The organism is Nocardioides sp., assembly GCF_035503875.1.
Taxonomy (GTDB): Bacteria; Actinomycetota; Actinomycetes; order Propionibacteriales; family Nocardioidaceae; genus Nocardioides.
The window spans coordinates 30,774-47,615 of sequence record NZ_DATJTA010000070.1 but is presented as its reverse complement, the minus strand read 5'-3'; the positions used below and the strand labels follow the sequence as shown (position 1 = coordinate 47,615).

Here is a 16,842-nt window from a genome sequence, read left to right as displayed (position 1 = left end):
GGGCGCAGGCCGCTGTCACCGGGTGCGGACCCGGATGGTGCGGGCGGTCGCGGAGGACGCCGCCGTGATGGTCGAGCCGAGGTACGACGCGCTGACGCGGTGCCGTCCGGGCTTGCGGACCTTGATCCTGACCACGGCCCGGCCGGCCCGCAGGGTGGCCCGCTTGACGACCTTGCCGTCGACGCGGACCGCGACCCTGCCGGTGGCCCGCGGGTCGGCGGCCACCACGACCGTGACCTTCACCGGCTTGCCGCGCTTGACCGTTGCCTTGTTCACCTTGACCGTGGTCCGCGAGGCCGTCTTGGCCACCGGCGCCGTCGGTGCCGAGGTGCTGGTCCCGGGCGCCTTGCCGGCCTTCGAGGCCGTCACCCGCACCGAGAGCCGTCGGCCGATGTCCGCGGCCGAGACCCGGTACGTCGCCGCCCGGGCACCGTCGATCGCGGCACCGTTGCGCAGCCACTGGTAGGCGAACGTCAGGCCCTTGGTGTTCCACGACCCGCTCGTCGCCCGCAGCGTCGAGCCGTAGCGCACCGCACCGGTGACCTGCGGGGCCACGATGGCGGCGACCGTGTCGACGTCCGCGAGGCTGACCGTCTCCTGGCGCATCGGCTCGACGTTCCCGGCCACGTCGGTGGAGGCGAAGTCGACCACGTGGTCCCCGAAGCCCTGCACCCGGACGGTCTCCGGGCCGACCTCGGCCCACGCACCGCCGTCGACGCGGTAGAGCGTCGAGGCGACGCCGCTGGTCGCGTCCGTGGCGGCGAAGGTCAGGGTCGCGGAGTCCGCGCCCTCGACCCCGGCCCCGCGGGTGGCGGTCAGCGTGGTCACCGGCGCGGTCGCGTCGACGTTCACCTCGAGGGTGTGCGCGGAGCGGTTGCCGGCCGCGTCGGTCGCGCGGTAGCCGACCACGTGCCGTCCGTCACCGGTGACGTCGACCGGACCGGTGTACGGCGCCCAGCTCTCGCCGGCGCCGGTCTCGACCGACGGCGCCTCGTCCCGGGCGTCCTGGGCGCTGACGGCGACCCGCACGTCCGAGCGGTGCCAGCCGTCCTCGCCCGGGGTCCCGGACGAGACGACCGCGGCCACGTCGGGCGCCTGCTCGTCGGCCGGCACGGCCAGCACCCACATGTCGGCGATCGACGGGTCGTGGAAGCCCTCGGCGCCCAGGAGCGGGTACTCGAACTTGATCCGCACGGTGCCGGTGTTGGCCCGGACCACCGCACCGTCGATCAGCGCGTCGTAGACCTTCAGCCCCTGGCCGCTCTCGGTGCGCGGGACCAGCTGGGTGCGCACCAGGACGTCGTTGACGTAGATGTTGTACTTCTTCGTCCGGGCCGCGTCGAAGGTCTCCAGGTTGCGGAGGACGAACGGCTGGCCGGCCGGCACCTTCACGGACACCGAGAACCAGGAGCCGGGGAAGCCGGCGTGCGAGTAGCGCCGGGTGACCCCGGCCTCGTCCGGGGTGATGCCGCTGTTGGCGGAGGCCTGGATGCCGTGGGCGTTCTCCGAGGCCGGGTTGCCGAAGTCGACGTGGTCGACGGCGGCGGCCGTCGGCGGACGGGGCCGCTCGACGCCGATGGTGCGGTCGGCCGAGACCAGCACGGCCCCGGCACGGCGTACGTCGACGCCGACCTCGATCGTGCCGCCGACCAGGTCGACCGGCACGATCACCGGGATCTCGACGTCCACGTCGCCGCCCGCGGGGACGGTGACGTCGGAGGACGACACGGAGCGCCAGCCGGCCGGCAGCCGGAGGGACACGTGCGCCCGGACGGCCGCCCCGCCGTCGTTGGTGACCGGGACCGTGACGGTGGCGTGCTCGCTCGGGTCGGGACCGTCGAGGACGACGGTCGGCGTGCCCACGGCGAACCCGGAGGTCACCGTCAGCCAGTCCGCGGTGCGCTCGGTGACCGTGTACGAGTCACCGTCGACGACCATGGTCAGCGCCAGGGTGGCGTCGTAGGTGCCCGGATCCTGCTGGCGGGAGACCCGCAGGCTGACGGGCAGCTGGGCGCTCTCGCCGGCGGCGAGGGAGGCGAGCGAGACCGTGGCCTCCTCGATCCCGGCGACCGACACCGTGCCCTCGAGGCCGGTGACGGCGCTCTGGCCCGCGTTGGTCACCTCGATGGTGCCGGTCGCGACGGTGCCGGGCAGCGCGGCGGCGCTCAGCGGCGGCAGGGCCACCCGCACGCCCCGTGCCTCGGTGACCGCGGTGACCAGTCGAGCCTCGAAGCCGGCCAGCCGGTCGTCGAGCGCGGCCCGGACGTCGGCGGCGACGCCCGAGGCGGCGAGCCAGGTCCGGGTGCCACGGACTCCGTCCAGCGCAGAGCCGAGGGCGGCGACCCGAGCGGCCGCGTCCTGGTCGAGCACGGCCTGCAGCGCGTCCTCGACGTCGGCGGCGACCTCCCCGGTCCGGGTGTCGAGGGCGTCGGCGTCGCCGGCGCTCAGCTCGTCCTGCTCGGCCAGGTCCCCGACGTCGGCCCGGAAGGTGCTCAGGTCCTCCAGCAGGGTGCCCAGCTCGGCCTGCTCCGTCGAGACGTGGAAGTCGTAGGAGCCCGAGCCGACGGTGACGGTGACCGTGTCGCCGTCGTCGGTGACGTCGAGGACGCCGTCGATCTCCTCGTCGAGCAGCGCCCCGCCCTCGCTGACCGCGTAGGCCGTGGACGCCGGCAGCACGACCTGCGAGGTGGTGTTGACCGGGACCTCGACCTGCAGGGCGAAGTCCTGGCCCTCCAGGGTCCAGTCGGAGGAGATCGGGCCGTAGACCGACTCGAACCGGCCCGCGCCGCTGGTCAGTCCGCCACCCACGACCGGCTCGATCCGCGAGACGTGGTAGCCGGGCTCGACCGGCCGGATGCCGCCGATGTTGCGGTACATCCAGTCGCCGACCGCGCCGTAGGCGTAGTGGTTGAAGGAGTTCATGTCGACCGGCCCGAACTCACCGTTCGGCATGATCGTGTTCCAGCGCTCCCACATCGTGGTCGCGCCCTTCGCCACCTCGTAGCCCCACGACGGGTAGTCCTCGTGCAGCAGCATCGTGTAGGCGAGGTCGTCGCGGCCGATGCTGCTCAGTGCCGGCAGCAGCCACGGCGTGCCGAGGAAGCCGGTGGTGAGGTGGTTGTCGCCGCGCGCGAGCTTGGCGACGAACCTCTCGCCGGCCTTCTCCCGCAGCCCGCTGTCGGAGATCAGGTCCATCCCGAGTGCCATGGCGTAGCCGGTCTGGCTGTTGCCGCTGACCGTGCCGTCCTCGGCCACGAGCGTGGCCGTGAAAGCGGCCCGGATGGCGGTCGAGAGGTCGGCGTACTCCGCGGCCTGGGCGTCCTCGCCGATCGCGGCGGCCATCTCCGCCATCATCCGCGCGTCCTCGGCGAAGTACGCCGTGCTCAGCACGCTGGTCGGCGTCGGGTCGTCGAGGTTGAGCCAGTCGCCCCAGGTGCCGCGGCCGGTCTCGATGAGGTCGGCACCGGCGCTGGTGCGCAGCATCGCGTAGAAGCGGGTCATGTCGGCCCAGTACTCCCGCACGATCGCGGCGTCGCCGGTGGACTGCCACACGGCGTAGGGAACGGTGATGCCTGCGTCGGACCACCCGGTGCCGGTGCCGGCCTTGAAGTTCGGCGTGGTGGGGGCGACGCCCTGGTAGTCGCCGTTCGCCTCCTGGGTGTCGCGCATGTCGGCCATCCACTTGGACAGGAAGGCCCGGGTGTCGCGCAGGTAGCTCGCCGTCGGGGCGAAGACGTTGATGTCACCCGACCAGCCGAGGCGCTCGTCGCGCGCGGGGGTGTCGGTGGGGACGGACAGGAAGTTGCCGCGCTGGCCCCACGAGATGTTGCTCAGCAGCTGGTTGAGCATCGGGTCGGAGGTCTCGAGGTCGCCCGTGGCCTTCAGGTCCGAGCCCCAGACGACGCCGGTCACGTCCTCGGCCGTCGGCGGGACCTGCGCCCCGGCGATCTCGATGTAGCGGAAGCCGTGGTGGGTGAAGGTCGGCTCGTAGGTGACGGTCCCGTCCACCGCGAAGGTGTAGGTGTCCGTGGCCTTCGCCGAGCGCAGGTTCTCGTAGTACGGCGTGCCGTCGCGGTTGAGCTCCTCCGCGTAGCGGATCGTGACGGTGTCGCCGGCCTCGCCGGTGAGCCGCATCCGGGCGACGCCGACCATGTTCTGGCCCACGTCGTAGACGTAGCGGCCCGCCACCGGCTCGGTGCGGCGGATCGTCGGGCGCTCCTCGGTCGTGCGCACCGGCTCGTCGGGCTGCGGCACGACCTTGGGGGTGGCCGTGGGCCGGGTCACGGTGGCGGTCCACTCGGAGTCGTCGTAGTCGGCGGTGTCCCAGCCCTCGCGGGCCGAGCGGGCGTCGTACGACTCGCCGTCGATGTTGTCGGCCAGGGCGTAGGGTCCCGGCGCGGTCCGCCAGTCGGCGTCGTCGGTGTCGACCCACTGCGAGGTGCCGTCGGAGTAGTCGATCCGCAGCCGCGCAAGTAGCGAGGTGTCCTTGCCGTAGTTGGCGGTCTGCAGGTGGGCGACCCGGCCGGCCCACCAGCCGCTGCCGATCTCGGCGCCGAAGACGTTGGTGCCGGCCTCGACCAGGTCCGTGACGTCGTAGGTCTGGTGCTGGATGCGGTCGAGGTAGTCGGTCCACCCGGGGGCGAGGTGCTGGTCGCCGACCGGCTCGCCGTTGATCCGCAGCTCGTAGATGCCGCGGGCCGTGGCGTAGGCGCGGGCCCTGGTCACCGTCTTGCCGGCCGCGGTGTCGAACTCGGTGCGCAGCAGCGGCAGGTTCGGGACCGGCACGCGCCAGAGCGCGTCGATGCGCCCGGCGAGGCGAAGGCCACCCGGGACGACGGTGCCGCCGGTGAAGGGGTTGCCGCTGGTGAAGTCGGTCTCGAGCAGCGTCGTACCCGCGTTGTCGACGACCCGCACCGCGTGGATCGTCGAGGTCTCCGCCCCCTCGGTCGCCGTGTCGGAGCGGAAGCCCACGAAGCCGCGCGCGTGCGTCGCGTCGGTGCGGGTGTCGATGGTGGTGCCGTCGAGCTTGGTGACGATGGTCGACCCCGTCACGGTGACGCTCAGGCGGTGCGTCCCGGTCTTCAGCTGCTGGGTCGAGATCACCGAGGAGATGTCGACGTTGCCGAGCAGCGCGTACCCGCCACCGGACTTGCGGTGCGGCCGGAACCGCGGCGTGCCGTCGGCCACGCTGAGCTGCCACATGTAGCCGTTGCTCAGGTCGGCCGCCCGGACGTAGAAGCCGGCGGCGAGGTTCTCCAGGCTGAAGTCGAAGTCCGCGGTGTAGTCGCGCCAGCGGCTCAGCTCGGCGTCCCCGGCCGCGCCGACCCACTCCGCGTCGCCCCAGTCGTCGGCGTCGAGCAGTCCGGTCTCGAAGGAGGCGGGCTCGCTCCACCCGGACGCGACGTCGTCGCCGTCCCAGGTGCGCACCTGCCAGACGTAGCGCGTGTGGGCCTCGAGCGCGGGGCCGCCGTACGTCACGTCGACCTGGCGCGCGGAGGCGACCTTCTCGCTGTCCCACACGTCGGCGTCCCCGAGCGCGTCCTCGCTCGTGGCCACGCGGACCTGGTACGCCGTCTGCACGACGCCGCGCCCGGTCGACCGGGCCTGCCAGCCCAGGCTGGGAGCCGCGCCGGGGATGCCGAGCGGGTCGATCCGCCCGTTGGTGGTCAGGCCGGTCACCTGGACCGCGCCGGGCTCCGCCGCGATCGTCGCGGCCGCGGCGCCGCCGGGCACCGGGACGGCGACGGCGAGGCCGGCGGAGAGCGCGAGGACCGCGAGCGCCGAGACCGCTCGCCGGGTGCCGTGGGTGGTACGTCGTGTCACTGGTCGATCCCTCTTCTTCCCCCGGGTGCGCGCCGTGGCCGGACGCGCGAGTGACGGTTGTCACGCAATAGCGATGAACCGTTTCATAGAAGGCTCACCAGCGCTAGGGAGTCCTCCTGAATTGGCCGGAAGGCGTCAGGTCTGGGACGGAAGTGCCGATAGACCGGGATTTGGCCCTTCCTCGCACCGGTGACGTCTGCCACACTGCGCTCCGTGCTGAATCGTTGCAGAGCGCAACCGACCAGGAGCGTCGCGTGGTGCCCGACCGCCCGGACGACCTGACGCTCACCCTGCTCGCGCACATCGCGAGCGGCGCCACGACGGCCGAGGCGGCGGCCGCCTGCAACGTCTCCGAGAGCACCCTCGACCGCCGCCTGCGCGCCTTGCGCCGCGACTGGGGCGTCGACACCACCATCGAGCTGGTCGTGCGGGCGGTCCGGAAGGGCCTGGTGTAGCGCGCCGCGCGAGTTCATGGATGATCGGCGTCCCTGGAAGCACAGCGACGCCCCTCCCTCCTCCCGGGTCGGGAGGAGGGAGGGGCGTCGAGTGTGGTGCTCGTACTCGCTACGACCCGCTCAGCGGCGTACCTTGCCGGCCTTCACCGTGGCGGCCAGCGTGGTGTAGCCGGCCTTCTGCGAGGTGATGACGACCTTCACCCGCTTGCCGGCCCACGCCTTGCGGACGGCCAGGCGCGGCTTGGTGGCGCCGGGGATCGGCTTGGTGCCGACGTACCAGCGATAGGTCACCTTCGACGCCGTCGGGCTCAGCGAGCCCGTCCGGGCGATGAGCGTCCGGCCCACCTTCGCCACGCCGCGCACCGCGGGGCGCTTGGTCTGCGTGAAGGTGCCGGGCACGACGCCGATCGTGGTGACCGTGGTCAGGGTCGAGTAGCCCGCCTTGCGGCTGACGATCGCGACCCGGATCGACTGTCCGGCCAGGGCGTTCGTCAACTTCAGGTGCGGGCCGGTGGCGCCCGGGATCGCGGTCGAGCCGCGGTACCACTGGTAGGAGACCGAGTCCGGCGACGGCTTCAGGGCGCCCTGGTGGACCGTCAGCGTCCCCCCGGACTTCAGCACGCCGGTGACCGCGGGCTGGGAGAGCGCGACGAACTCCTGGACGCCCGGCTCCTCGGTCCGCTCCTCACCCTCGGACCACCACGAGTCGCCGTACGTCGTGTCCCGCAGGGTGTTGGTGACGCAGTGGATCTGTCCGCTGCGGCTCGTGTAGAAGTAGTCCTCCGCCCACTGGATCTCGGTGCCGATCTCGGCGAAGCGCTCCTCGATCTCGGCCTGGAAGAGATCCTGGCCGTCCACCGCCGGCACGTGCTGCGTGGGGATGTAGACCACGTCGTGGCCGGTGCCGATCAGGTTCGCGGCGTTGGGGATCTGGACGCCGACCCGGCCGTAGGCGTTGGCCTTGTAGAGCACGGGGACGCGGATGATGTCGTCCTCGGTGAGCCCGACCTCCTCCCGCAGGACGCGCAGCCCGCGGTTGACGCCGGCGTGACCGATGGCGACGCCGCTGATCATCTGCGGGTCGTTGACCGCCTCGGCCACCGTCATGGTCGGCGGCGTCGAGCCCGCCGGGGGCACCAGGCCGTACGGCGTGTACAGCTGCTCGCCGCCGCGGCCGGCGTCGACGAGCTCCTGCAGCAGGTTCATGGCCAGCTGCGGGTCCGCCGCGACCAGCGCCCAGCCGCGCTCGGTGTCGGCCGGGATGACCGAGATGAACTCGTCGATGTGGCCGACGCTGAGCCAGCTGGTGTCCAGCGCGATCGGGTCCTGGAAGCCCTGGAGCTCCAGCATCTTGTTGAAGGCCGGGTCCGCGGTGAACTCGGTGCCCTCGACCGCGCCCAGGACCTTGCGGCCGAGCGGGTACTTCTTGCCCTCGTGCTCGTAGGCCGGGATGGTGCCGTAGTTGCCGGTCGAGCCGCGGCTGTCGTAGCTCATCCCCGGGATGGACGGCGGCACGTACGTCGGGTCGAAGTGCTGGATGCCCGCCACGTCGGGTCCGCGCAGCTCGGTGAAGACCACGCGGCCGGTCTGCCGGAACGGGTTGCTGCCCGCGTTGTCGCGACCGTCGCGGACCGGTGCGCGGACGAACACGCGCATCTGCTGCTCGCCGTCCGCGGACGGGATCGACATCAGTCCGGGCTCCATGATGTCCTGCGTCCAGATGTCGGTGCCGTTGCCGCCGCCGCGCGCGCCCTGCAGGCTGGGGAGCTTCACCAGCTCGACGTCGTCGCCCATGCGCTCCATGCCGGCGACGAAGTCGGCCGCCAGCGCCTCGCCGTTCAGCTGGCTGCGCACCAGCGACGCGCTCGGCTCGGGGACGGTCGCCCCCTCGTAGACCGAGGTCTCGTTGTCGGCCATGTAGAGCTTCTCGATCGGCATCCGGTCGGTGGCGAACAGCAGCGGCGCGACCCGCATCTCCACCTGGTCGGTGGCGACCTGCTGAGCACCCCGGCGGTGCACGACGCGCAGGATGACGGAGCCGTCCCACGACTCGTCGCGGATGATGTCCTTGCCCTCGATCCCGAGCTCGACGCCCGCACCGATCAGGTCGGCCGGCAGCGCGCCGTTGGCGGCCAGCGGGGTCCAGTCCGTCGCGGAGGCGCCCGAGCCGCGCTTGACGAAGACGTTGACCTTGACCGCGCCGACGCCACGGAGCTCGACGCGGACCGAGCTGACCGCGCCCGTGTCGACCGGCTGCACCTGCACCCGGGCGAGGTCCTTGACGTCGCTGTCCCCGTTGACGACCCGGTCGGCGGCGTCGTTGCACGAGGCCAACTGGACGTCGGTGAGCTGCGTGCCGTCGCCGGCGATCGTCGGACACCGGCTGGTGTCGTCGTCGAGGTTCGCCAGGAACAGCGCGCCCCGGTCCTTCGACCAGGTGCCCCGTCCGGCGGCGTCCGCCGTGCTCAGCACCCCGTCACGGTCGGTGTCGGCCAGGATCAGGACCGGGCTCTCGTTGGCTCCGCTGGCCGGCGCGGCCGTGACCGCCGCCAGGGTGCCGGCCGACAGGACCGACCCGGTGAGCAGCACCGAGCCCACCCGGCGCGCACGCCCCCGCAGCTGAGGAATTCGTCTGTTCATGGAGTCTCTCTTCGCTCGGTTCGTTCGGCGTCGACCCGCCACGAGTCGACCGGGACCGAGTCGATCACCGCCGCGTGCCGGGGCCGTTCCGCGAGCGCTACGGGAACGTGAGTCCAAATGAGACAGCCCGGACGACCGGGTCCGGACGGTCGGCGGCCGCCGCACCGAGCGCACGCACGCGGGCACCCAGGGCGAAGCCGCGCAGGTCCGGCGTGCGGACCAGGTACTCCTGCGCCACGAGGTGCTTGAGGATCCGGTAGACCGTCGCGCGCGACATCGGCAGGACGTCGACCAGCTCCCGGGTCGTCACGCCCGGTCCCAGCTCGGCCACGGCCTCCAGGACGGCGAAGGCGCTGTCCACGGCCGCGGGCTGACGCGCGAGGAAGCCGTCGTCGGCGTCACCAGCGGTCACGGGTGTCCTCCGGGGCGGCCGGGATCAGGACGTCGGCGACCAGCGGCTCCTCGTGCGTGCCGATCCCGCGGACCCGGCGGGGCCGGGCGACCCCCAGCGCGACCCGCCAGCCCAGCCCGAGGACCGCCACGCCGCCCAGCAGGAGGACCGGGAGCGAGGAGACGCCGCCCGCCTCGCGGGTCACGGCCTGCCAGGTGACCCCACCCACGCCCACCAGCGCCAGGAGCGGCAGCGCCACCGTCGCCGGTCGGAGCTCGTCGAGCGAACGGAGGAAGGGCACCAGCGCCAGCGCGGCACACGCGTACGTGACGCACATGATGACGGTCGTCGCCCGCAGGAGGTCCCCGGGCACCACCGGGGCGCTCCGGCCCAGCGCCCAGGCGACGACGGGCCCGGCGAGCGCGACGGGCAGCACGCACCAGGTGGCGACGACCGGGACGCCGTGGGCGTCGGTGCGTCCCAGCCCGGCCCACAGGATGCCCTCGCGCGCGAAGGAGAACAGCAGCCGGGACAGCACCGTCCAGGCGCACACCGCGAGCGCCACCATCGACAGGCCGAGGACGACGAGCGCCGCCGCGTCGAGCAGCGAGACCTCCTGGCCGACCGCGAACCAGCGCCAGGTGAGGATCGACCGGCGATCGGGCTGGACCGACCCGACCAGCGTCGCGACGAAGAAGAGCCCGCCCGCGACGAGCAGGCTGATCCGCATCGACGCCGGGACCGCCCGCAAGGGACGGTCGGCCTCGAGTCCGAGTGACGCACAGCTCTCGAACGCGACCGTGAGGGTGGCGATCAGCGCGGCACCGGCGACGATCCGCTCCACCGACGCTCCCGCCAGGGAGAACACCTCGGGACCCGGCAGTCCGTAGCGGGTCAGCCAGACCAGGAGGATCACGCCCAGCAGCAGCACGCTCACCGACTCGACGACCAGGGCCGCCCGCGTCGAGCAGTGGATGCCGCGACGGATCACGACGAGGCACAGGGCCACCAGGAGTCCGACGACCAGCCAGCCGACGTACCCCGCCGGCGGGGCGCCGCCCGTCGCCACCCAGGCGGCCTCGAGCCGGCGCGCGCCGCCGGTCAGGCCGAAGCCCGCGAGTACGCCGTACCCCAGCACCATCGCGACGCCGACGATCAGCGCGACCGTGGCGCCGAGCCCCTTGGCGACGTAGGTGTAGAGCGATCCCGCGGCGTTGAAGCGGGACGCGAACTGGTCGAGCACCAGGGCCAGCGCCCCGGCGAGACCGAACCCGAGCAGCGTGCTCACCCAGAAGCCCGGACCCACCATCGCCGGCAGGGCCAGGCCGGTGCCCAGCGCGCTCAGCGAGGGGGTGAGCACCGCGACGGAGTGGGCGACGAGGTCCACCTGGCCCACCTGGCGCCGCGCCAGGCCGTCGAAGACCGACCGCTCGCGGAAGTGGGGCCCGGGTCGCCGGCCGTCCCTCAACTCACGCCCTCCCTCCGTAGGCGGGTGAAGGTAGCCCGCCGATGAGACGAGCACGCTTCCGGCGGGTTTCGGTGCCGTGTCGTCGAACGAGACGCCACTAGGCTCGGCACGTGAGCGAGACGCGCAAGGTGCCGGCGTACGCCGTGATCGCCGACAGGTTGCGCACGCGGATCCTCTCGGGAGAGCTGCGCCCCGGTGAGCGGTTGCCCAGCGAGGCCGACCTGATGGCCCAGTTCGGGTTCAGCCGCAGCACGATCCGGGAGGCGACCCGCATCCTGGCCAGCGAGAACCTGGTGGTCACCACCCGTGGCACGACGGGCGGCACGTTCGTCGCGGTGCCCGACATGGCGCGCCTCAGCACGCACCTCGAGAACAGCGTGGCGCTGATGACCGTCGCCGAGACGGTGTCGGTCGAGCAGCTGATGGACGTGCGGCTGCTGACCGAGGTGCACGCGGCCGGTACGGCGGCGCAGCGGCGTACGCCGGAGCAGCTCGCCGGGATGCGCGAGGCGATCGAGCTGCCGGAGGCCTCGGCGACGTACGAGGCCAACCAGGAGTTCCACATGCTGATCCTCAACGCCGCCGGCAACCCGATGCTGGAGCTGGTGTGCGCCCCCGTCTTCCGGGTCCTGCGGGGGCGCTTCGCCCACGGCCGGGCGCCCGAGGACTTCTGGACGAGCTCGCAGGTCGACCACCGACGCATCATGGCCGCCATCGAGCAGGGAGACTCGATGACGGCCATGAGCGAGATGCGCCGACACCTCGACCGGCTCAGCGACGCCTACGAGGAGATGGACCTGCTCGCCGGGCGGTGAGCGACGCTCAGCCCCGGACGGCGGTCGTGCCACGCGGTGACGTCCTGGTACGCGCGCCCCACGGCGAACAGCGCCGCCTCGTCGGCCGGGGCGGCCGTGAGCTGGGCGCCGATCGGCATGCCCGAGTCGGGGTGGAACCCGACCGGGACCGAGAGGGTGGGACCGGCGTGCAGCGACCAGGGGTAGGAGAGCTGCCCGAGCCGCGCCGACTGGGCGAGGACCGGGAGGCTCTCGTCGACCAGCGGTACGTCGACCGGCAGGGTCGGCGTCACCACCACCTCGACCTCCTCGAAGACCCGGCGCAGGCCGGCGCGGAACTGGCTGCGCGCCTCGAGCGCGTCGCGCCGCGCGGTCTCGTCGATGCCGAGACCGAGACGGACCCGCTCGAGGGTCGCCGGCTGGAAGAGCTCGGGCTGCGAGCTCAGCCGGTCCCGGTGCACGCGGGCCAGGTCGGCGTACAGCAGCGTGTAGACGTGGTCCTGCGCGCTCTCGGCCGCCGGGACGTCGACCGCGACGACCTCGAAGCCGAGGTCGCGCAGGACGCCCAGCATGACGTCGACCGCGTCCCGGATCGCCGGGTCGACGTCGTCCGTGACGTAGTGCCGCGGTACCCCGAGCACGCGCGGGCGCGGGCGCGGGCGCCGCGGCAGGTCGCCCAGCACCCCGAAGGACCGCTCGACCAGCTCGACCGTGCGGGCCATCGGGCCGACCGTGTCGAAGCCGGTGCTCACCGGGTAGACGCCGGTCGTGTCGACCAGCCCGGGGGTGGGCCGCAGGCCGACGACGCCGCAGGCCGCCGCGGGGAGCCGGACCGAGCCGCCGCTGTCGGTGCCGAGGGCCAGGTCGACCAGCCCCGCGGCGACGGCCGCACCGGACCCGCCGCTCGAGCCGGCCGGCACCCGCCGGCGGTCCCACGGGTTGCGCGGGCCGCCGGCGGCGGAGTTCTGCGACGTGACGCCCACCGCGAACTCGGCGAGGTTGAGCGTCGCCACCACGAGCGCACCCGCCTCGCGCAGCCGTCGTACGACGGGGGCGTCGCGGTCGGCCACGTGGTCGGCCAGGAACGCCGACGCGCAGGTGGAGCGCACTCCCCCGACCTCGATGTTGTCCTTGACGCCCACGGTGAGCCCGGCGAGCGGACCCGTGGCTCCGCCGTCCGGCACCGGCACCCACGAGATGACGCTGTTGATCTCGGCGTCGACGCGCAACTGCTCTTCGGAGGGAGCCCAGGCCGGGCTCCCTCCGATCGGCACGCTCAGGCCGGCACCCGCGCCGAGCGCAACCGGGCGGTGGCCTCGTCGTCCACGGTCCAGCTCTCCGTGTCGACGACCACGCCGTAGTCGCGGGCCGCCTCCTCGGCGGTGAGGTACTCGTCCCACACGTCAGAGAGCACCGCGAAGGCGTCGCGCTCGAACGGGTCGCCGAACCCGCCGCCGGAGGGCATCTCGACCGTGAGGGTGTCGCCGGCCTTGATCATCTCCTGGGTGACCTTCGAGAACAGCACCTCCTCGCGGTCGGTGCCGGCGTTGCGCACGAAGGAGCCGGACACGCCGTCGTGGCCGCCGAGCGCGCCGGCGGGCGCGTCGCTGCGGTTGTCGGCCTCCGAGCCGAGGAAGGTGTCGGTCTGCATCAGCCACTGGCGCACGCTGCCGATGCCGCCGCGCCACCGGCCGGGGGCCGGCGACTCGTCGCGCAGCTCGTAGCGCAGCGCCTGCATCGCGTGGTTGAGCTCGAGCTCCTCGATCGGGTTGTTGCGGGTGTTGGCCATCAGCGCGTCGACGGCGTCCATGCCGTCCTTGCCGTTGCGGCCGCCGTACGAGCCCTCGTTGATCTCGATGTAGACCCAGTACGACTGGCCGTCCTCCGCCAGACCGGAGTAGGCGATCGCGCACAGAGCCGCCGACGAGCCGGCGACGGCGTGGTCGGGCAGCACCGGGGCCAGGGCCAGGTTGATGGAGTCGAAGACCCGGTTGACCTGCGAGAAGCGGGCGAAGCACGAGGCCGGGAAGTCGGGGTTGAAGATCGTGCCCTCGGGCGCGTAGGCCCGCACCGGCCGGAAGCACCCGTCGTTCTGCGGCACGTACTCCTCGATGACGGCCTCGTCGAGCAGGATCGTGCGGATCGCGCTCACCGCCACCGGCAGCACGGAGCCCTCGAACGGGACGTTGAACGCCGTCGGCACCTGATCGTTCGAGCCGGTGAGGTCGACCAGGACGTCGTCGCCGTCGACCTCGACGCGCACCGCCACCTTGAGCGGGACCCCGCGGTTCTTGCCGTCGTCGTCGAGGTAGCCCAGGGGCGCCTCGTAGCTGCCGTCCGGGATCGCGCGGATGCGGGCCCGCAGCATCTCCTCGGAGTAGTCCATCCACCGCTCGCTGGCGCTCATCACCGTGTCCAGGCCGTAGCGCTCGAGGAGCTCCATGAACCGCTTCTCGCCGATGCGCGCGCAGGCGATGAGGGCCTCGAGGTCGCCGCGGTTCTGCTCGGGCGTGCGCACGTTGTCGAGGATGTGCTGGATCAGCATGTCGTTGCGGACGCCGGCGTCGTAGATCTTCATCGAGTCCATCAGCTTGCCCTCGGCCCAGACGTCGACGACGTCCATGCACAGGCCGGGGAAGTTGCCGCCGATGTCGGAGACGTGCCCCGTGCAGCCGGCGAAGCCGACGTGCTCGCCCTCCCAGAAGATCGGGATGACGATGCCGTAGTCGGGCGAGTGCGCCGCGCCGTGGTACGGGTGGTTGTGCAGGACGACGTCGCCCTGCTGGTAGGTGCCGGCCAGGCGGCGGTTGATGCCGCGGATGTACGCCGGGATCGAGCCGCAGTGCATGGGGGTCGAGTCGGACTCGCAGAGCTCGCGGCCGTTGACGTCGAAGATGCCGGCGCCGAGGTCCTCGGACTCGCGGATCAGGCTCGAGTACGCCATCCGGTAGAGGACCTGCGCCATCTCCTTGGCCATCGAGTCGAGGGCGCCGCCGATCACGCGCAGGGTGATCGGGTCGACCTCGACGTCGTTCCAGGTGCGGGTGGCCTCGCCGGCCAGCGAGACGCCGGTGCGGGGCATGGGGGTCTTGCTCATGCGGAAGCCCTCTCGATGATGATGTGGCCGACGGCGTCGATGGTGGCCCGCTGGCCGAGGCCGACGATGGTGGTGGAGTCGAACTGCTCGACGATGGCCGGACCGGTGAAGGTGTTGCCGGCGAGCAGCTCCTCGCGGCGGTAGACCGGGGTCTCGTGCCAGGCCGGCTCGGTCGAGCCGCGCTCCCAGAAGAGCGCCTTGGTGGTGGCCTTGATCGCGTGGGAGGCGTCCGCGCCACCCTGCTCGATCTCCGGGACCCGCACGTGCGGGACGGCGCCGACGCCGGTGACGCGGACGTTGATCAGCTGCACCGACTTGTCGTCGAAGCGCTGCGAGTAGGTGCGTCCGTGGACCTCGTGGAAGGCCTCGGCGACGTGCTTGACCCACTCGGCGTCGATCTCGCCGTCGGGCGCGGCGACGCGGAGCTCGTAGCCCTGGCCCAGGTAGCGGCAGTCGACGCTGCGCTCGAGGGTGATGTCCTCGTCGGCGACGCCGTCCGCGCGCAGCTGGGCGGTGGCCTCCTCGGAGAGCCGGTCAATCTGGGTGCGGATGAGCTCGACGTCCGGCTCGTCGGAGGAGGTCCACACGGTGGTGGGCACCTCGTAGCGGATGTCGGTGGTGAGCAGGCCGACCGCGGAGGTGATGCCCGGGTGGCCCGGCACGATCACCCGCGGGATGTCGAGCTGCTCGGCGATCTGCCACGCGAACAGCGGGCCGGCGCCGCCCTCGGCGACCAGGGAGAAGTCGCGCGGGTCGTAGCCCTTGCGCACCGAGTGCAGGCTGATCGCCTCGGTCATCGAGTGGGCGAGGATGGTGAAGATGCCCATCGCCGCCTGCTCGAGGCTGGTGCCGAGCCGCTCGGCGATCTGGGCGCGTACGGCGTCCTCGGCGAGCTGGGGCACGACGGTCATGGCGCCCGAGAGGAAGCTGTCCTCGCGCAGCCAGCCCATCACGACCATGGCGTCGGTCGAGGTGGGCTCGGTGCCGCCGCGGTTGTAGCAGGCCGGACCCGGCGTGGCGCCCGCGCTGCGGGGGCCGACCCGGAACATGCCGCCGTCGTCGACCATCGCGACCGAGCCGCCGCCGGCACCGATCGTGTCGACCTCCGCCATCGGGACCATCGCGTGGTAGTCGCCGATGCGGGTGTCCAGCAGATGCTTCATGCGCAGCTTGCCGTCGGGGGCCACGCCCACGTCGGCGGAGGTGCCGCCGACGTCGAGGGTGATGACGCTCGGGAACCCGGAGGCCTTGCCGATGGCGCAGCCGCCGAGCAGACCCGCGACCACACCGCTGGTGAGCAGCGAGACCGGCACGTCGGCGGCGCTGCGGGAGGTGACGAGACCGCCCGCGGACGTCATCAGGTGGACGTCGTCACCGACCTCGGCCGCCTTGGCCTTGCCCGCGAGGTTGTCGATGTACGTCGAGGTCTTGGGGCCGATGAAGGCGTTGAGCGCGGTGGTCGAGAAGCGCTCGTACTCGCGGTACTGCGGCGCGACCTCGCTCGACAGCGAGATGAAGACCCCGGGGTACTCCTCCTCGATGATGGCCTTGACCCGCTGCTCGTGGACCGGGTTGCGGTAGGCGTGGAGGAACGCGACGGCGATCGCCTGGACGCCACGCTCGCGCAGCAGGCGGACCTCGCGGCGTACGGCGTCGTCGTCGAGGGCGACGAGCACGTTGCCGGCCGCGTCGATGCGCTCGGGGACGACCCGGCGGTTGCGCCGGGGCACCAGCTGCCACTTCTGCCAGGGCAGGTCCTGGTAGTTGGAGTAGTTGAGCGGGCGCTTCTTGCGCGCGATGTGGAGGAGGTCGCGGAAGCCCTCGGTCGTGATCATCCCGACGTCGCTGCCGTTGTGCTCCAGCACGATGTTCGTGGCCACGGTCGTGCCGTGGAAGAACATCTCGATCTCGCTGGGATCCACGCCCGCCCGCTCGGCGAGGACGGCGATGCCGTCCATCGTGCCGATCGAGGGGTCGTGGTTCGTCGACGGTGTCTTGTGCACCGTCACCGTGCCGTCGTCGTCCCACAGCACGAGGTCGGTGAAGGTGCCGCCGACGTCCACTCCGATGCGCTTCATCCGCTGTCCGATCTGTCGTTCGTCCCTGGCTCGACCCGACGCCCGCAGACGGCCCGACCGGGCCCGCCCGCCGGTCGCGCCGGGGTGTGGCCATGG

At 72.4% G+C, this 16,842-nt stretch carries 9 protein-coding genes; 2 read left to right on the top strand and 7 right to left on the bottom strand.

What is annotated here, in order from left to right:
- Positions 1-15: 15 nt before the first annotated feature.
- Positions 16-5,823, bottom strand: a complete 5,808-nt coding sequence (locus tag VMF51_RS16695) for a family 78 glycoside hydrolase catalytic domain (protein WP_325475583.1) — start codon at positions 5,821-5,823, stop codon at positions 16-18.
- 254 nt (positions 5,824-6,077) lie between these two features.
- Here VMF51_RS16695 and VMF51_RS16690 point away from each other — a divergent pair, with 254 nt between their 5' ends.
- Positions 6,078-6,278, top strand: coding sequence for a hypothetical protein (locus VMF51_RS16690; protein WP_325475582.1), 201 nt, complete (start codon positions 6,078-6,080; stop codon positions 6,276-6,278).
- A 120-nt stretch (positions 6,279-6,398) separates the two neighbouring features.
- Here the strand turns inward: VMF51_RS16690 and VMF51_RS16685 are convergent, their stop codons facing one another.
- From VMF51_RS16685 to VMF51_RS16675, 3 genes are all read right to left on the bottom strand, one after another.
- The gene (locus tag VMF51_RS16685) at positions 6,399-8,918 is read right to left on the bottom strand and encodes a protein-arginine deiminase family protein (protein WP_325475581.1); all 2,520 of its coding nucleotides are present in this window, start codon (positions 8,916-8,918) and stop codon (positions 6,399-6,401) included.
- Positions 8,919-9,015: 97 nt separating this feature from the next.
- The gene (locus VMF51_RS16680) at positions 9,016-9,330 is read right to left on the bottom strand and encodes a helix-turn-helix domain-containing protein (protein ID WP_325475580.1); all 315 of its coding nucleotides are present in this window, start codon (positions 9,328-9,330) and stop codon (positions 9,016-9,018) included.
- Positions 9,317-10,696, bottom strand: a complete 1,380-nt coding sequence (locus VMF51_RS16675; protein ID WP_325475579.1) for an APC family permease — start codon at positions 10,694-10,696, stop codon at positions 9,317-9,319. The genes VMF51_RS16680 and VMF51_RS16675 overlap by 14 nt, the downstream gene beginning before the upstream one ends.
- Before the next feature lie 191 nt (positions 10,697-10,887).
- Here VMF51_RS16675 and VMF51_RS16670 point away from each other — a divergent pair, with 191 nt between their 5' ends.
- A complete protein-coding gene (locus VMF51_RS16670; RefSeq protein WP_325475578.1) occupies positions 10,888-11,592 on the top strand; it encodes a FadR/GntR family transcriptional regulator in 705 nt (234 codons plus the stop codon).
- Here the strand turns inward: VMF51_RS16670 and VMF51_RS16665 are convergent.
- From VMF51_RS16665 to VMF51_RS16655, 3 genes are read right to left on the bottom strand one after another with little or no spacing between them, the layout of a single operon-like run.
- Positions 11,559-12,800, bottom strand: a complete 1,242-nt coding sequence (locus VMF51_RS16665) for an amidase (protein ID WP_325475577.1) — start codon at positions 12,798-12,800, stop codon at positions 11,559-11,561. The genes VMF51_RS16670 and VMF51_RS16665 overlap by 34 nt on opposite strands.
- 47 nt (positions 12,801-12,847) lie before the next feature.
- Positions 12,848-14,668, bottom strand: a complete 1,821-nt coding sequence (locus VMF51_RS16660) for a hydantoinase B/oxoprolinase family protein (protein WP_325475576.1) — start codon at positions 14,666-14,668, stop codon at positions 12,848-12,850.
- Positions 14,665-16,746, bottom strand: a complete 2,082-nt coding sequence (locus tag VMF51_RS16655; protein WP_325475575.1) for a hydantoinase/oxoprolinase family protein — start codon at positions 16,744-16,746, stop codon at positions 14,665-14,667. The genes VMF51_RS16660 and VMF51_RS16655 overlap by 4 nt, the downstream gene beginning before the upstream one ends.
- Positions 16,747-16,842 lie beyond the last annotated feature (96 nt).

Excerpts from the sequence above, each read along its gene's own strand:
- VMF51_RS16685 (WP_325475581.1), bottom strand. The coding sequence starts at position 8,918 with ATGAACAGACGAATTCCTCAGCTGCGGGGGCGTGCGCGCCGGGTGGGC.
- VMF51_RS16660 (WP_325475576.1), bottom strand. The coding sequence starts at position 14,668 with ATGAGCAAGACCCCCATGCCCCGCACCGGCGTCTCGCTGGCCGGCGAG.
- VMF51_RS16655 (WP_325475575.1), bottom strand. The coding sequence starts at position 16,746 with ATGAAGCGCATCGGAGTGGACGTCGGCGGCACCTTCACCGACCTCGTG.